At 32.2% G+C, this 18,088-nt stretch carries 15 protein-coding genes; 12 read left to right on the top strand and 3 right to left on the bottom strand.

Annotated elements, in window-relative coordinates; genetic code table 11:
* The first annotated feature begins 396 nt into the window (after window positions 1-396).
* A complete protein-coding gene (locus AC3WTA_RS17930; RefSeq protein ID WP_000773513.1) occupies window positions 397-837 on the top strand; it encodes a hypothetical protein in 441 nt (146 codons plus the stop codon).
* Window positions 838-1,203: 366 nt separating this feature from the next.
* Here the strand turns inward: AC3WTA_RS17930 and AC3WTA_RS17935 are convergent, their stop codons facing one another.
* Window positions 1,204-1,569 carry a hypothetical protein gene (locus AC3WTA_RS17935; protein WP_000473493.1) on the bottom strand — a complete coding sequence of 122 codons (366 nt, stop codon included), beginning with the start codon at window positions 1,567-1,569 and terminating at the stop codon, window positions 1,204-1,206.
* 713 nt (window positions 1,570-2,282) lie between these two features.
* Here AC3WTA_RS17935 and AC3WTA_RS17940 point away from each other — a divergent pair.
* From AC3WTA_RS17940 to hlyIIR, 4 genes are all read left to right on the top strand, one after another.
* Window positions 2,283-2,576, top strand: coding sequence for an ArsR/SmtB family transcription factor (locus tag AC3WTA_RS17940; RefSeq protein WP_000209273.1), 294 nt, complete (start codon window positions 2,283-2,285; stop codon window positions 2,574-2,576).
* Between the two features lie 453 nt (window positions 2,577-3,029).
* A complete protein-coding gene (locus AC3WTA_RS17945) occupies window positions 3,030-4,265 on the top strand; it encodes an N-acetylmuramoyl-L-alanine amidase (RefSeq protein ID WP_000791595.1) in 1,236 nt (411 codons plus the stop codon).
* 301 nt (window positions 4,266-4,566) lie between these two features.
* The gene (hlyII, locus tag AC3WTA_RS17950) at window positions 4,567-5,805 is read left to right on the top strand and encodes a hemolysin II HlyII (protein WP_000709379.1); all 1,239 of its coding nucleotides are present in this window, start codon (window positions 4,567-4,569) and stop codon (window positions 5,803-5,805) included.
* Window positions 5,806-6,270: 465 nt separating this feature from the next.
* Window positions 6,271-6,876 (top strand): hemolysin II regulator HlyIIR, encoded by a 606-nt coding sequence (hlyIIR, locus tag AC3WTA_RS17955; protein ID WP_000520487.1) that lies wholly within the window; start codon window positions 6,271-6,273, stop codon window positions 6,874-6,876.
* 142 nt (window positions 6,877-7,018) lie between these two features.
* Here the strand turns inward: hlyIIR and AC3WTA_RS17960 are convergent, their stop codons facing one another.
* Window positions 7,019-8,497, bottom strand: coding sequence for an Lsa family ABC-F type ribosomal protection protein (locus tag AC3WTA_RS17960; RefSeq protein ID WP_000061806.1), 1,479 nt, complete (start codon window positions 8,495-8,497; stop codon window positions 7,019-7,021).
* 923 nt (window positions 8,498-9,420) lie between these two features.
* Between AC3WTA_RS17960 and AC3WTA_RS17965 the strand changes: the two genes are divergently transcribed.
* A complete protein-coding gene (locus AC3WTA_RS17965; RefSeq protein WP_001234102.1) occupies window positions 9,421-12,141 on the top strand; it encodes a sensor domain-containing protein in 2,721 nt (906 codons plus the stop codon).
* Window positions 12,142-12,736: 595 nt separating this feature from the next.
* Here the strand turns inward: AC3WTA_RS17965 and AC3WTA_RS17970 are convergent.
* On the bottom strand, window positions 12,737-13,240 hold the full coding sequence (locus AC3WTA_RS17970) for a GNAT family N-acetyltransferase (protein ID WP_000636228.1): 504 nt from the start codon (window positions 13,238-13,240) through the stop codon (window positions 12,737-12,739).
* Between the two features lie 255 nt (window positions 13,241-13,495).
* On the opposite strand from AC3WTA_RS17970, the gene AC3WTA_RS17975 reads away from it, so the two are divergent.
* The 6 genes from AC3WTA_RS17975 to AC3WTA_RS18000 all read left to right on the top strand — a co-directional run bounded on the left by AC3WTA_RS17975 (window position 13,496) and on the right by AC3WTA_RS18000 (window position 18,075).
* On the top strand, window positions 13,496-13,894 hold the full coding sequence (locus tag AC3WTA_RS17975) for a DUF2871 family protein (protein WP_000737901.1): 399 nt from the start codon (window positions 13,496-13,498) through the stop codon (window positions 13,892-13,894).
* 171 nt (window positions 13,895-14,065) lie between these two features.
* Window positions 14,066-15,457 carry an FAD-binding oxidoreductase gene (locus tag AC3WTA_RS17980; protein WP_000406962.1) on the top strand — a complete coding sequence of 464 codons (1,392 nt, stop codon included), beginning with the start codon at window positions 14,066-14,068 and terminating at the stop codon, window positions 15,455-15,457.
* A 4-nt stretch (window positions 15,458-15,461) separates the two neighbouring features.
* Window positions 15,462-16,430, top strand: coding sequence for a bile acid:sodium symporter family protein (locus AC3WTA_RS17985; RefSeq protein ID WP_098632194.1), 969 nt, complete (start codon window positions 15,462-15,464; stop codon window positions 16,428-16,430).
* 12 nt (window positions 16,431-16,442) lie between these two features.
* Entirely contained in the window at window positions 16,443-16,790 is a 348-nt protein-coding gene (locus AC3WTA_RS17990; RefSeq protein ID WP_001172050.1) for a DUF4260 domain-containing protein, read from the top strand.
* A gap of 23 nt (window positions 16,791-16,813) precedes the next feature.
* Complete coding sequence (locus AC3WTA_RS17995; RefSeq protein ID WP_000813616.1) at window positions 16,814-17,341, top strand: GrpB family protein; 528 nt, start codon at window positions 16,814-16,816, stop codon at window positions 17,339-17,341.
* 134 nt (window positions 17,342-17,475) lie between these two features.
* The gene (locus tag AC3WTA_RS18000) at window positions 17,476-18,075 is read left to right on the top strand and encodes an FMN-binding negative transcriptional regulator (protein WP_000275782.1); all 600 of its coding nucleotides are present in this window, start codon (window positions 17,476-17,478) and stop codon (window positions 18,073-18,075) included.
* The last annotated feature ends 13 nt before the right edge of the window (window positions 18,076-18,088 follow it).

Here is an 18,088-nt window from a genome sequence, read left to right on the forward strand (position 1 = left end):
AATAAAATAATGGGTTTTTAAGTATGGATATTCTGTGAAAAAATATATCTTGTGAATCATATTTTGTAGCCTACGTTATATTAACATGGAATATATCAAATTATAAAGTGGAAATTTCAAAATTTTTCATTAGTATATTTTATCTAAAATGGAAATGCTATTTATTTGAGTGCTTTGGTACTTAGTTGTATGAATTTTTGTTAAAAAGGACTTTGAAATTTGCATGTTCTTTTTTAGTATCATAATACTGTAGCTTTATCAATGTGAGTTTTTCAATAACTATTAAGGTATAAAGTTAAAATATATAGGTTTAAAGATATGAATTATTACATAAAAACGCACTTGAAAAAAAAGGTATGATGGTAATAGATTACAAACATCAAGGGGGAACTTAAAATGAAGTTAAATAAACTAGTGCTTAGTTGTGGAGTAATTTCAGCATTAACACTTGGTGTGTTAGGAAATAATACTTATGCTGAAGAAATACACAAAACGAATGATACAATTCATATAGTCGAACATGTTCCTGTAGACTTATTATTAACTCAAACAATGGATTATAGTGGAGAGGCTGTAACTTCTTTTGTATATAATGGGAGTGAAAATTTAAGCTTCTTTATGAAAAATAATGGACAAAATACAATGGGATATAGTGTGAAAGGTCCAAATATGGAGCTAATCGTTGGTGGTTATATAAAACCTGGAGAACAAAAAATTAATGTTACAAATGTACGGAATGCTTTATCTCCATTACCAATTGGAACGTATAAAATTTACGTTTCAAATGATGATGGTTCTAAGGGACAATTCCAGGTTGCAGTAAAATCTATAAATTAAATTTAAAAAGCCTTGTTTATAAGTTAATTTAGTTTTTACTTACTAGAAAGTAACTATATTAAATCGAGAATTACACATGAAAATAAAAACGAGCACCTTATGTAATTACGAGAAGGTGCTCGCTTTTTACTATTAAACAGAAGGGAATTGTTTTCAACAATTTATAAATACATTTTGATATTTTTATAGCTAATTTACTAGTTTGTGTAAAAAAAGAGGATGTCGGTTGTGAGTAATCTTAAAATAAAAATAACTCAGTATTCAGCTGAATTACATAGGAAGCTAGAAAAATCCCCTTATATAAGTGGTTTTTTCTAGTTTTAGGCTATACATTTAAAATTAGGCTAAGTTAAAGTAATAAGCATTTTATTTGTTTTGATTATTTGGTTCTGGATAATGATTGTAGTACGAAATTCTAATAAATTCTTGGTATACATTTGTTAATTTAGCAGCTCTAAGGGCATCATTGAATTTTTGCATACGGACACTACCTTGAGCATAGCCTCCACCAGGAACATAAGGATTTCTAGCTTCAAAGTCATCCATAAAGGCTTTTAATTTTTTATAGTCCTGAGATTGATAAAAAGCAGCTGCTTCTTCGGGAGTGACATCAAAGTAAGAAGATGATGTTGAGTTATAAGAAGCTGCTTGAGCAGTAGGTGTTTCTAGCATAGTTGCAGCCCCACCCAACATAGTAAGCGCCATAGAAGATACAATAATTTTTTTAAACATAATAAAACCTCCACGTAGAGTATTTGGATTAATAGCATTACTGTAATCAGTATAGTTACAACGAAAATAGTTATCAAATGCAATGATGCATAATTTATTATTTGAACGAGAAGTCTCCCTTATCTCTACATGAAGGAGCGTAATAGGGGATTAATAGATTAAAAGAGGTTTACATATCATTGGGGTTAACAAGATAATGAAATAAAAAGGATATTTTAATTGAGGAAAGTTAAAAAGCCCTGTAATTAAAGAAAAGGGTCTTTTAAAAAGGAATGACAGCTACCATCTGGAGGTACCATTATAGGGGATTTAGCTACGTTTATTGGTGTTGAGAAATACATAATATATGCTGTATAAGATGAAATGAAGAAACATTTCATCTTAATTTTACAATGTGAGAAAGAAAAATCAGAATTTAAATTTGTACTTAAACTAGGGAGAAAAGTATTACTTTTTATGTAACAAAGAATGTTAAGTCTCATTTAAAATCATATAATAGACTATAAAATAATCCTTTTAAAACAAAATATAGTTTGGCTAAAAATTAGAGGGCATCAATTCATTGGAACAGTAAAAGCTGTTTATTGGATTGGTGTCTTTTTTTGTTTAAGAACGAGAATACATTTTCTCAACAGGACAAATGGTAAATATCTATAAGTACTACTTATAAGGATAATTGGAAAATAGAAATTAATAATAAAGGGGAATGCGAAATGACAACATTAATATCTAATAGAGATCTAGCTAAAATCCGAGAGGAAGATGTATATGTATTAAAGGTAATGGCACATCCCGTTCGATTAAAAATTGTAAATGAATTAATGCACCATAAACTGTGTAATGTTACACAGTTGACAGAAATATTAGGAATCCCACAATCCACTGTTTCACAGCATCTATCAAAATTAAGGGGAACTGTGCTCCGTGTACAAAGACGAGGATTAGAGATGCATTATTATATTGATAATGTTAAGGCTCGCCAGATTGTAGGAATTCTAGGTTTGTAGCTTCATAATTCTTAAAAAGAGCACTTTTCAAAAGTGCCCTTTTTAAGAGGGACATTAGGAATTGAAAGAGGCATCAATGATAATTTAGAAGGAGTGTGCTTAAATCAATCTGTTCTTAAAATAAAAGATAATTATTTACATTATTTAATAATTACTTGATATATTATTAATTTGGTTACCTTACAAAAATGTAAGGTTGTTTTAATTGACACTCATATATATAAGTAACTATACTAGTTACACAATGTTGGTGAATAAATGTAATAGTCTCAATCTATAAGTGTATGTCGAAGGATTCTTTTCGGAATGATAATTCTATACTAGATTCTTTATCTTATAATATAGTGATGACGCCAACTTAATCTATACTTTATTCGAATTCATATTATTTAAAGATTAACTATAGTACACATAATTTACCAACTTGTAATAATTTTTTAGAGGTGCTAAATTTTGAAGAACAAATTAATTGCTACAGGAATTCTTGCTGGAAGTTTACTATCTTATTCTACTAGTATTTTTGCAGATACTCACAAATTCCCAGATGTTCCTGCATGGGCTGACAAATCCGTTAATTATTTAGTTGATAAACAAGTATTGAGTGGTTATCCAGATGGAACTTTTGGTTCAAGTGATACACTAGATAGAGCTTCTGCAGCAACCATTATGACAAGGGCTCTTGGTATACACATTGATTTAAATGCAAAACCATCTTTTAAAGATTCACAAAACCACTGGGGAACCCCTTATATCGCCGCAGCTGAAAAGGCAGGAATAATTAAAGGTGAAGGAAATGGAATATTTAATCCTTCTGGAAAAGTTACTCGTGCTGCTATGGCTACTATGCTAGTGAATGCATATAAACTACAAAATAAAAACACTAGCAATGGACAAAGTAAATTTGAAGATTTAAAGGGACATTGGGGTGAAAAGTTTGCAAATACTTTAATTGATTTAAAAATTTCAGTTGGTACAGATAATGGTTGGCAACCAAATAGGTTCATAACACGCGCTGAAGCTGCACAACTAACCGCAAAAACAGATATGCTTCAATATAGTCAAAGTAATCCTTTAGAAAATAAGACAATAATTATTGATCCCGGACATGGTGGCGCAGATCCTGGAAAAGACACAAAGGGATTACCTGAAAGTAAGATTGTACTTGACACTTCTTTACGTCTACAACAATTGCTTGAAAAACATACACCATTTACAGTTTTACTAACTCGTGAATCTGATAATAGACCTGGACATGATCAAAAAAGCTCTTTACAGGAACGTGTTAAATTTGCTAAACAAAATCAGGGGGATATCTTTATAAGTGTTCATGCAAATGCTTATAATGGTAATGCAAAAGGGACAGAAACATACTACTATAAATCTTCTAAATCTGAAAAAACAAATCCTCATGTGGAAGAAAGTCGTGTTTTAGCTGAAAAAATTCAAACTCGATTAGTAGACGCTCTTCAAACACGTGATAGAGGCGTTAAACATGGAGATCTTCATGTTATAAGAGAAAATGAAATGCCAGCTGTGTTAACGGAACTTGCTTTTATAGATAATGGTATCGATTATAGTAAGTTATCTACAGAAAACGGAAGGCAGGTCGCAGCAGAAGCCATTTATGAGGGGATTTTAGATTATTATGAATGGAAAGGGAATAATGTATCTGAATATAGGTTGCAATAAGTAAATGAAAATATAGTAATTCTCGAAATAAAGAATTCTATAATTTTTTTACACTTTTTTAAACAACAATTTTAAATACATATTTAAAATTGTTGTTTAAATCGTTATTATGTGTTTTAATAATATTGATAATAGTTATCAGTAAAAAAGAGATGGAAATTAGAAAAACAAGTGTTGATAGTTATTGTCATAAAGATTAATAAATTTCTACATTGTAAAGTTATGAACCTATCTCTAGTATTGAGAGCTAAAAATAATATGTTTATACCTTTTAAATGTTTAAGAAGGAGTGGATGTCTGTATGAAAAAAGCAAAGGGAATAGTTAAAAGTGTTGCGGTAGCGTCCGTTATTATGTCTGGATCACTTGGTGTACAAGCAACATCTGCATTTGCAGATTCTAAAGGAACTGTAGAAAATCTTCAAAATGGTGGAAAAGTCTATAATAGTTTTAAAACTACTTATGACATGAAGCAGAATATCAAAAATTCAATAAAGGTTTCTTTTATTGAGGATCCTTATGCAGATAAAAAAATCGCAATTGTTACAACAGATGGTAGTAATATAGATGCTAAATATACAATTAATGGCGGATACTATAACGCAGGTTTAAAATGGCCATCAGCGTATCATACTGAAGCAGAAATAACAAGTGTTGATAGCGCTCAATTTCATAAAGCTGCCCCAGTTAATACAATGACTTCAGCAAAGGTTACTTCTGAAGTAGGGTATACACTTGGTGGAAGTGTTAAAGTTGGGGTAAATGATAAAGGGCCAAATGCCGATGCAAGTATTACAGGTAGCTTCGCTTGGAAAGAAAGTGTATCTTATGATCAAGTAGACTATAAAACGGTATTAGAGACTCACACAGATAAAAAATTAAATTGGAAAGTAGGATTCCAATCGTTTAATTTTCCAGAGTGGGGAATTTATAATCGTGATACATTTAATACTTTCTATGGTAATCAACTATTTATGAAATCACGTAGTTATAATGAAGGAACGAATAATTTTGTTTCAAAAGATACAGTACCAGCTTTAACAGGATACGGTTTTTCTCCTAATGTAGTAGCAGTTATTACTGCTGATAAAACAGAATCTACATCCGATTTAAAAATAACAAATCGTAGAATTTCAGATCAGTACAATATCGAATGGGTAAGTTCAAAATGGTGGGGAACAAATAATAAAGATACATATAATGAGTTCTTTACAAACAACTATAAATTAGACTGGAAAAACCATCAAGTTACTCTTGATAACCATAAAGCCCTTGAAGAACAAATGAGTAGTATCAACAATGTGAATAACCAACTTAACAAAGGAAAAGGGAAATTATCTTTTTCAATGAATGGAAACCAACTCAAAGCGACATCTAGCAATGCTGGTTATGGTATCAGTTACGAAGATAGAAATTGGGGTATCTTTGTAAATGGTGAAAAGGTCTACACGTTTAATGAAAAAACAACTGTAGGTAATATCTCAAATGACATTAACAAATTAAACATCAAAGGACCTTATATTGAGATTAAACAAATCTAATCAGTAAATGAGGTACAATTGATGGAGAATTATTTCATCAAGATATGAGTATAAAGGTTTTTGAAAATTTGTATAATGTAATGAAAGGATCCAAGTTTATCTGTAAAAATAGATAAACTCGGGTCCTTATTATTTTTTTGTTCATTTTTATACTCAATTAGAAAAGAGCATGAAGTATTTGAAAGCTATTCATGCTACACAGGGGGATATTGTTTTTAAGTATGGTGTTTATTTTTATTTCATTTTTAAAAGAATTCTTTGTATGGTGACATAGGGTAGGAGAGATTCAGGAGATGTTTCTTTTTGGGGTGTACGTTGTGTGGCGAATTGTTTAAAGTAATCAAGACTTCATCGGTTGTTAAGTTACTACTTTAAATATATAATTAAATTTCATTAAAAAGATACTCTATTCAAAGTCCTTATTGGATTTTTGAAGTGAAATATATATTATTTGAGGTGTGTGAAATGGGGAAATCTCGAGAGCAGACGATGGAAAATATTTTGAAGGCTGCTAAGAAAAAATTTGGAGAGCGTGGTTACGAAGGTACAAGCATACAAGAAATTGCAAAAGAAGCGAAAGTAAATGTTGCTATGGCTTCATACTATTTTAATGGGAAAGAAAACCTGTATTATGAAGTGTTTAAGAAATATGGCCTTGCTAATGAGTTACCTAATTTTCTTGAGAAGAATCAATTTAATCCTATCAATGCTCTTAAAGAATATTTAACAGTCTTTGCTACACATATAAAAGAAAATCCTGAAATTGGAGCATTGGCATATGAGGAGATTATTAAGGAAAGTGCAAGATTAGAAAAGATTAAACCATATTTCATAGGTAATTTTGAACAGTTAAAAGAAATATTACAGGAGGGCGAAAAACAAGGAGTTTTTCATTTCTTCTCTATAGATCATACGATACATTGGATCACTTCAATTGTTTTATTTCCAAAGTTCAAAAAGTTCATTGATTCTTTAGGACCAAATGAAACGAATGATACGAATCATGAATGGATGCCAGAAGACTTAGTGAACAGGATTATTTCTGCTTTAACAGATAAGCCTAATATATAAATTACGCATTGTTTATGAATCCTAATTTTCCTATTAAAAAGCCTAATTTCTCAATGTATTGTAGAGAAATTAGGCTTTTTTCGACACTTCATTCAAATACTTTATAGATTAATGGCTTGATTTATTAATTATTCGAGTGAAGTTACATAGATATAGTTTTCGTTGCGATGGTTTGTTGAAACGCCTTATCATGCTCAACAATAATCATTGTGGGATTAAATTGTTGAATCAGCTCTTCGATCTGCATACGTGAATAAATATCTATAAAGTTTAATGGTTCATCCCATATATACATATGGGCTTTTTTACATAAACTTTTAGCGATAAGCAGTTTTTTCTTTTGTCCACCAGAATAATGAGATATATCTTTCTCAAATTGAATTCGGTCAAAATCCATCTTTCGTAGGATGGATTTAAATAACGTCTCATCAATCTTGTGCTCTTCAATAAAGTCTGATAGCGATCCCTTCAAATGAGAAGTATCTTGTTGGACATAGGAAATGGTGAGTCCTGTACCTAAAGTAACTAAACCTGAATGCTGTATCGGATGCCCTAGAATTAGTTTTAAGATACTGCTTTTCCCGCTCCCATTCTTGCCATCAAGCACAATTCGGTCACCTTGTTCAACTACGAAGTTAATTGGCTCATTCACGACTTGGTCATCGTACTTAACAGACACGTCAGCCAAAGTAACTAATTCATTTGACTTAAACTTCAATGCTTCTAATTTTAATGACTCAGTTTTCTCCACATTTTTTAGTAATTTTGACTTTTCTTCAATAGCTTTTTGTTGCCTTGATTCTAGGTTTTTTGCTCTTTTCATCATCTTGGCTGCTTTATGTCCTACAAATCCCTTATCCAACTTAGAACCTGAATTCCTTGTTCCATTTTTTGAAGCTTCTACATCATGAGACCAACTTGCTGAACGCTTGAAAGATTGTTTTAATCTTCCTATGTCTTTTTGTAGACGCTCATTTGTAGCCTCTTCGTGCTCTTGCTGTCTTTCAAAATTTAATTTCCAAGAAGAATAGTTCCCACTTTGAACTTCAATATTCGCTCTATTTATAGATAAGATATGGTCAACGCATCCATCTAAAAAGATTCTGTCGTGTGAAATTAAAACAAAGCCTTTTTTCTTCCTTAGATAATCAGAGACTACTTTTCGTGCATCAGTGTCTAGGTGATTTGTTGGTTCATCAATTAATAGAAATTGACCTTCATTTAAAAACAGTGCAGCGAGCAACACCTTTGTTTGTTCTCCATTTGATAAAGTTTTAAACGGTCTGTACATGACCTCGGCATCAACATTTAAATAGGATATTTCACGTAGAAATTCCCAATCTTCGGCTTGGGGGCAAATTTTTTCAAGAATTTCATGAGTAAATTTGTTCTTATCTGCAACAGGGTAGGGGAAGTAATTGAATTCTACCGAAGCAAGGATCTTTCCACTATACTCATAATTCCCTAATAATAAATTAAAGAAAGTCGTTTTACCTCGTCCGTTTCTACCGATAAATCCTAGTTTCCAATCCGTATCTATTTGAAAGTTTACATCTTCAAAAATATTATCAAAGCTACCTGGGTATGAAAAAGTTAAGTTTTGAACTTTTATCATTGACATAATAATTCCTCCTTTATATATCGAAACGTTTCATATAAAGTCGGAACATCCATCCATTTTTTTAATTCCTCTATATAAGTTTGATGGATATTAACGACTTATATAGAGCATTACATGTGTAACAATAGTGTCTGAATTATCCATTTTTCTCGCTCCTTTATTTGTTAGGTAAATTTAGCGATTAATAAATTTCAACTTACATAAAAGGGAATAAAAAAATCCCCCAATTTTTAATCGGAAGGATTAGTCTCTCGCTTATACTAATAAGTACTTATTAATCATTTGAATCATGACAAATAAAGTATGAAGTGAATTATAAAAATGGATAGACTAACCCTATATTTTGTAGTTTGAAGTTATAAAATTCAACTTAAAATATAAATTAGTTAATCATTATTCATCCATCATTCCTTTCATCATTCTATTTTTAGAGTAACATTCTTTTGGTGGAGATGCAATATCATCTTCACTTAATGCTAGATCATTTATATTTCTTTGGTTAGGTCGATATAACATTACATCTTTTTTATAAACATCGTATTTTTGTTCCAGATGTCACGTCTTTTGTCCATTAAAAGGGGAGGTATTTGAAATTGACATCACCTCTAGTTGTAACTATAATGGTTTCAGTTAGTTTGGTAATTTAATTCGAATTTCTAAGTTAATGATAGTATATTTTCCTTCTTTCTAAGTGTGACAATAAGCGACTAACTATGTTGCAATGGAAGGTTAGATGCTATCTCATATTTAAAGAACAGTTAAGTTGTATCATTCAAATTTACGATGAGTAAATAAGACTGCGGTATGTAGAAAGAAATCTTTTAAAAAAGGTCATAATATGGAATGATAGGTAACACTCATTTTAATGAATACGAGCTGTGCCTTATCAAGTCATTTTTAATAAAAATCAAGAAGGTGGTCCATTGCGCAAATATTCACATGTACAATTTTATGTATTGATATTAGCTCTAATAGCTTATTTAAGCTTTTGCTTTATATTTTTATTTGTTTTTCCGAATCACTATTTTGTATCAGATTTTAATATACGACTATCATCCTTAGTTGTTGAAATTACAGTATTTATCTCATTACTTTACTCTATAGCGTCAAGAAAAATTAAACTAGGAGTCTTTTGGGTTTGTATTACAATTGCAATAGGGTGTTTCTTGATAGGGAATTTTATATCTGCTTTTCGAGTACTTAATGTAGAATTACCAATAGAAAATTTTAATATCTCTGATGTATTTTTGTTGTTTTTCTTATTCTTCTTTCTCCTTGCGTTCTTTTATAAAATCATTATGGAATGTAACAAGTGGGAAAAAGCGTATTTAATTTGTGATTTATGTATTGTTGTTACTGCTATTTTTACCTTAGAGTGGTACCTATTTAATAAACCTTCTGCAAATATCTTATTCTTATCAATTGGAGATGTTTTTCTTTCATTTATTTTCCCAATTATAGATCTATTGCTTCTTTTACTAGGAGTTAGCCTTATCTTCCGACCAGCAATTTTTAATGCGAAAAGTAAATTATTTATTTTTATTTTAGTATTAACAGGATTGTCCATTACAGACTACTTATATTTCTATTTACAAGATGGTTTATCATATCGTTCACTCATATTATTAAGGTGTTTGTATAGAGTTTTTCTATTATTTATTGCCATTGCAGCTACTATCCCAAGGAGTGCAACTTCTAGAAGAAATTATTTTATTATTAATCCGACATTTGGAAAGAAACTTCTTGTCATATTCCCTTATCTTGCAGTTGCAATCTTAATTGGTTTTACTTTGAAAGAGCAAACTTCTTCATCTACACTGATTACGGGAAATTGTATTGCCTTTGTATTTGTACTGATTCGTCATACAATTGTACGCATGCAAAACAAAGATTTAACCGAAACATTAAAAGTGTTTAATAATCAATTAGAGCAAAAAGTATCTCAAAGAACAGCAGATTTAATAAAAAAATCTAATGATTTGGTAAAAAATCAAGAGAGGTTTAAATCCTTATATGAGTATCATCCAGATCCTATATTAACAATTGATCCAAATGGTATCGTATTAAATATAAACAAGTCTGGAAGTATATTATTAGGAAAAGATAGTGGTGCATTAATAGGAAAAGAGTGCTTCTCTATTTTTTTAGATGAAGATAAACTTGAATTGGAAGCAGCTCTAAAGAAGGGGAAACGATGTAGTTCGTCTTCATTACAGTTACGTGTGAAAAATAATAATGAGAAGGATATACATTTTTGGTATGTCACCATTGTTCCTATTATGATAGAAGGACAAACTTTTGGGAGTTATGTAATGGTAAAAGACATAACAAGGATGAAGCAACAACAGGATGAGATAAACTATCTAGCATTTCATGATACGGTGACGGAGATTAGGAATCGAATATTCTTCCAACAAGAATTAGACAGATCCATTGAGCGTGTACAAAAAACACAGGATAAGTTTGGACTCCTGTATATAGATTTAAACCGCTTTAAGACCATTAATGATACACTGGGTCATGCAATTGGTGACAGTGTTTTAAAAGAAGTTGCCAAACGTTTTAGGACATGTCTGTCACCAACTATTCCTTTAGCAAGAATAGGGGGAGATGAGTTTGCAATCATTGTCCATAACAAAACAGAGCAACAGCTATTGGATTTGAGCGGAATACTATTTCGTATAACTGAAAAACCATTTGTAGTAAATCAACATAGCTTTTACTTATCTCTTAGTATAGGAATAGCGTTGTATCCATTTGGAGGAACAAATGCCAAAACACTTTTACAACATGCTGATATCGCCATGTATAGTGCAAAGGAAAAAGGTAGCAATGCTGTTTGTATGTACGACGAGACATTATCTCAAAAAATAACAAGACGATTACGATTAGAGCAGGATTTACCAAATGCAATTGAGAATAATGAATTGTTTTTATTGTATCAACCTCAAATTGATAGTAGGGCAGGTAAGGTTATTGGCGCAGAGGCATTAATACGTTGGCAACATCCAGAGCTGGGGCTAATTTCACCTTTTGAGTTTATACCTATCGCGGAAGAAACATCGCAAATTATTTCAATTGGAAAATGGACGCTACAGCAAGCGTGTCTACAGCTGAAAGAATGGCATTCTGCAGGTTATACAAATCTAAAAATGGGGATAAATTTATCAGCTATAGAGTTTGAACAGAAAGATTTTGTTCAAACGATTATATCTACCATAGAAGAAATAGGAGTACCAGCTAATTTGATTGATTTGGAATTAACAGAGCGAATTGCCATGGTAGATGAAAAAGAAACTTTATCGAAGTTAAAAGCATTAAAATCATATGGTGTACATTTATCAATTGATGACTTTGGTACAGGATATTCTTCATTAGCGTATCTACCTTTATATCCAATTGATACTTTGAAAATTCCAAGAGAATTTGTGAATAGGATTGGAACTTCAAATGATGGAGATGAAATTATACAAACTATTATTTCGCTAGCCCATACTTTAAATATGAAAGTGATTGCGGAAGGAGTAGAAACGAAGAAACAATTAACAGTGTTACAACAAAATGCATGCTATTTAATTCAAGGCTATTATTACAGTAAACCTGTAAATGAAGATGAGTTTCTCAAGTTTTTAAGCAAGGAATAAGTGAGAACTATGTACATGTGAAGTAAAGGGAAAAGAAGTTCTACCTATATTAAGTAGAACTTCTTTTTGAGTTAACTAGCAGTTAGGTTTCCAAAATATTTTGCATCAAGATGTATCATTATTCAAGCTGTTATCTTGTTCTTCAGTGATTCCTTTTTTATGACTTGTCTTCTCGTCTAGAAATTTGAAGGAATAGTATTACAGTTGCAGGTCATACTATCTAAAGTTATTTTATTATTTATCGTTTATTACATTTGAAATGACTTTTAATGTGTATCAGCACGTGATAAGTAAATTAAATAAACAAAGGCCCTGTAAAAAATCCAGGGCCGGATACAGGGTTAAGGGAACGCATAGTTTCTTAGTAACATATTAGCATAAACTTTTCATTTAACTACATAAGAGTTTTGACAACTTTAAGAACAAGATAGAGGGTTTTTAAGAATAAATACAGTACTGAAAATCAGAGTTGTGATTTAAATTAGTGTGGTTATAACGTTAAAAAATAGATGAGTATTTTAATTATAATAACTTTTAGGAATGTATATGTAAGAAATGTTTTTTGATTAGATTAAAAGAGAAATCTGATAATTTATTATATGTTATACCCGAATAATTTTAAATCTTCTCCTGAGTCCGAAATTATCTTTTCGAACTGCAATCCTACTTTTTCTAAAAGCTTTCCTGAATTGATGTTATCAATAGTAGTAATCGCTACAATTCGTTTCATACCTAGGTTCTGTACACCGTAGTCTATTACAGCAGAAGCGGATTCAAAGCCATACCCCTTTGAACGGAATTTCTCTAAAAAGGCAAAGCCGATATCGACATCTTCTAATGAATCTCTTTTAATAAGACCGCACATACCAAGTGGAGTGAAATCTTCTTTTCGCTCTACTAAGTAAAGACCAAATCCCATTTTATTATACATATCAACGGGTCCGTTTAAGATGTATTTTTTTGCATCTTCTAAGTTTTTAATCCTTTTATCACCAATAAACTGAATCCATGCAGGATCGTTTACTAATTCTAGAATAAATGGAGCGTCTTTTATATCAAACCAGCGAAGAACGAGGCGTTCAGTTTCAAGAACTATCAATCCATTGCACCACCTTTAATAGTTATAACAATTAGTATGGGTTGCGAAATACAAAAGTGCAACATATTTTAATTATGCTCTACTTGTTCACATAAAGTTCGTTTGTTTTGTATAAAGGGATATTTTATAATTAGGATTGATTGTAAAGAGTGAGATACTTATACAATGACTCCTAGGTAACTAGGAGTTTTTACTATATAACTATCATTATTACTAAATATGACACACTATACATTCTACTCAAGGAGGTACATAATGAAAAAATTATATAATGCATCTTTTACGTATTTGATTATCGGCTTATTATCAGGGATTTTCGCTAGGGAGTATGGAAAGTATAAGGGGATTGTAGGATCTACTTTGTTAAATCTTTTGCATACACATACACTTGTACTCGGCTTTTTCTTCTTTTTAATTGCTTTAGGATTAGCAAAAGTATTCGCGTTTCATGAAGCGAAAAGTTTTAATAAGTGGTTTGTTTTACATAACATTGCATTAACTTTAATGTTAGGTTCATTAGCAGCGAGAGGGCTACTTCAGCTAAATGGAGCGGACTTTAAGGGGTTAACTTATATTGTAGGATTTTCCCATTCGTTAATGGCAGTTACTTTAGTTTGGTTTATGTTGTTAATAAAGAAGTCATTTAAAATATAGTTTTATAGAAAAGAACTTGCAATATTTATTGCAAGTTCTTTTTGTTTATTCGACAGTAGGAAACGAATTTCATATGTATAAAACTTGAATTATTTAATTTTTCGGATTATTATGTATGAAATAGTTAACATATTTTGTAATTCAAATTTATAGAAAGTAGGCGAGTGTACGATGGAAATAACGGTAGAGCGTTTAGTAAATGAATTAAAGAGTGTACTTCCCGAAGATCGAGTAGTTGTGAATACGACAGTAAGAGAGTTACATAGTAAAGATGAATCTTATCATACTAGTAGTTTACCTGATGTAGTTGTTTTTCCGAAAACGACTGAAGAGGTTAGTAGGATAATGAAAGTAGCGAGTGAGCATGGAAAACCTGTCGTTCCTTTTGGGGTAGGTTCTAGTTTAGAGGGACATGTTATTCCATATGAAAAAGGAATTACAATGGACTTTTCGCTTATGAATAAAATACTCGAAATAAGAGAGAAAGATTTCCTTGTAAGAGTACAGCCAGGAGTGACTCGCTCTCAGCTTAATAAAGAATTGAAAAAGTATGGATTGTTTTTTAGTGTAGACCCAGGTGCAGATGCAACGTTAGGTGGAATGGCTGCCACAAATGCGAGCGGAACGACAGCAGTTAAGTATGGGGTAATGCGTGATCAAGTTCGTGATTTAGAAGTCGTTCTTGCTGATGGGGAAGTAATACATACTGGAAATTTAGCAGCAAAGTCATCATCAGGTTACCATTTAAATGGTGTTTTCGTAGGATCAGAAGGTACGCTCGGATGCTTTACAGAGTTAACATTAAAAGTATACGGCATACCAGAACATGTTATGGCTGCGAGAGCATCGTTTCCAACTATAAATAATGCAGTAGAAGCTGTTATTAACATACTACAAGCGGGTATTCCAATTGCAAGAATTGAACTTGTAGATGAATTATCTATGAAACAAGTAAATCATTATAATGAAACAAGTTACAGGGAAGAGCCTACACTGTTTTTAGAGTTTCACGGTAATGAAGCAGGGCTAAAGCAAGATATTGAATTCACGAAGGAAATTGTTTTTGATCATACATGTAAAGAAGTTGCTTTTGAAACGGAAACTGCGGCGAGAAATAAATTATGGGATGCACGGCATAATTTAGCGTACTCTTACGTTCATAGTTATCCTGGTAAAAAGCTTATGAGTACAGACGTATGTGTACCAATTTCAGAATTAGCTGGTGCAATCCAACATGCGAAAGAGACATTAGATAAAGTAGGTCTTGTCGGTGGTATTCTTGGGCATGTAGGAGACGGGAATTTCCACGTGCTTTTAATGGTTGATCCGAACGATAAAGAAGAAGTGGAAAAAGCGGACGAAATAAACGAAAGTATCGTTTTATATGCTCTTAAACGAGGTGGAACGTGTACGGGAGAACATGGTGTTGGAATTGGAAAACGGAAGTACCAAGAAGAAGAACATGGGGCGGCATTACTCGTAATGGAAAAAATAAAGAAAGCTCTTGACCCACAAAACATTTTGAATCCGAATAAAGTTTTTCAGTTGAAGGATAGGGGATGATTGGGTGAAAGTACTAGAAGCGATAAGTAATATAGCTGGAAAGTATTTTGCATTTTGGGTTATTTGTATGGCAGCTATTGCATATTTCATTCCTGGACCATTTCTCGGGTTAACTAGTTACATAACAATTTTACTCGGGGTTGTAATGTTTGGGATGGGATTAACATTAAAGGCTGTTGATTTTAAAATCATTGCTACAAAACCATTGCCAGTTATTATCGGTGTATGTGCTCAGTTTATCATTATGCCACTTGTCGCATACGTACTAGCCTACGTTATGAAGTTACCAGCCGAATTAGCAGCTGGATTAGTGTTGCTCGGTTCAGTACCGGGTGGCACTGCATCAAATGTTATGGTTTATTTAGCAAAAGGGAACTTAGCGTTGTCTATTGCAATGACGTCATTATCAACGTTACTAGCACCAATTGCTACACCTCTTATTTTATTATTACTTGCGGGACAATGGATGCCAGTAAATGCTATGTCTATGTTTCTTTCTATCGTACAAGTCATTATCCTACCTATTATTTTAGGATTAGTAGTGAAGAAGTTTTTCCCTACAACTGTTACGAAAGGAATGACTGTTATTCCTTTAATATCAGTTGTAGCAATTATTATTATTGTTTCTGCAGTTGTTTCAGCGAATGTAAGTAGCATTACTTCTTCAGGCCTGCTTATCTTTATTGCAGTGATGCTTCATAATGCATTTGGTTTTTTACTCGGATATATAACAGCATTCGTACTTGGACTAGACGAAGGAACAAGAAGGGCTATTTCAATAGAAGTAGGAATGCAAAATTCAGGCTTAGGTGTTGCGCTGGCAACGGCGCATTTTGGACCAGCAGCTGCACTTCCAAGTGTATTAGCAGCAGTATGGCATAATATTGCAGGGCCGATATTAGCAACCATCTGGTCAAAAAATGCAAAGAATACTTTCAGTGATGAAAATTTATCGGTAAATATAGAAAAATAGGAATGATAAAGAATGCAAAAACGTATTGTACATTTTGAAGGGCTGGTTGTTTTCGTAGCCACAATTTATGCGTATTCAATATATGAATTTAGTTGGATTATATTTTTGGTTTTCCTTTTAGCCCCGGATATATCCATGTTAGCATATGGTATAAATAATCGTGTTGGTGCTAAAGTTTATAATATATGTCACACATATACTATATCTATATTAATAGCTATCATAGGTGTCTATTTTAAGATAGATACCGTTATAATGATTGGCTTAATATGGACAGCACATATTGGGATGGATCGAATGTTTGGATATGGATTGAAATATGAGACGGATTTTAAAGATACTCATATTCAAAGGTTATAAATTGTTTTGGGGAGATAGATACATTGAAACAGAGAATAACTATCGAAGAATATAATATCCTATGGGAAAGTGAATTTTATAAACTACAATCGCTCATTAATAATGTAATAAAAGAACTTGTTTTGTCCATTGAACATGTTGGGAGCACATCTGTTACAGGACTTGCAACAAAACCAATATTAGATATTGATATAGTAATAGCAGAGTACAAAATTTTTCCTGAAGTAGTAAAAAGGCTTGAAGCGATAGGATACTACCATCAGGCAGAATGGAGCTTCAAAGGAAGAGAGACGTTTGGCAGAAAGGATGCTTTCGTTCCGTGGCACGTGGAAAGTACAGTTTGGATGGAACATCATTTATATGTTTGTGATAAAAATAGCGAAGAGTTAAGAAAACATTTAGCGTTTCGGGATTATCTTCGTGAACATGAAGATGTTGCTGGTGAATATGGGCGTTTAAAGGAAGAATTAGCAAGAGAGTCGAAAAATAGAGCGAGCTATAGCGAAGGTAAGACGGCATTTATTACAAATATATTAGAAAAAATAAACTAAGGCGGCATGGAATACATGCTGCCTATTCTTTTGAAATAGAACGCTGCCATTATAAAACAAATACAAACTGGCCCTGTTGAATGCTACGAGACTTAAATATAATGAGAAATAAAAGACCGGAAAAGAGGGAGCTTATGTACATACCAAAATATTTCGCAATACAAGATGAAGAAATGAAGTACGAAATAATTGAACAAAATAGCTTTGCGACATTATTTTCTCAACATAACGGGGAACCATATGCAACGCATTTGCCGTTGTTATTAAATAGGGAGACTCTAACTTTACATGGCCATTTCGCACGTCCGAATGAACAGTGGAAAGATAGTGGGAATCAACAAGTACTAGCTATATTCCAAGGGCCACACAGTTACATATCGCCTTCATGGTATGAAACAAACGATGCAGTACCAACATGGAATTATGTTACAGTGCATGTATATGGAGAGTTGGAAATTGTTGAGGATGAACAGGAATTAATAGATTCTCTTCAAGATTTAGTACATAAATATGAAAATCCACAGAGTACCTACTCGCTAAATGAGGTAGATTCGAATTATAGGGCAGGATTAAGTAAAGGTATAGTGGGCTTTAAAATAAAGATAAATAAAATAGAAGGAAAAGCGAAGTTAAGTCAAAATCATTCTGTAGAGAGACGGAATTTAGTTGTGGAGGAACTTGAGAAAGTTGGTAGTGAGGGGAGTAGGGGGATTGCGGAGTTGATGAGAAAATAAAGTTTACTTGAAA

The organism is Bacillus sp. EB106-07-01-XG149 (genome assembly GCF_058791555.1).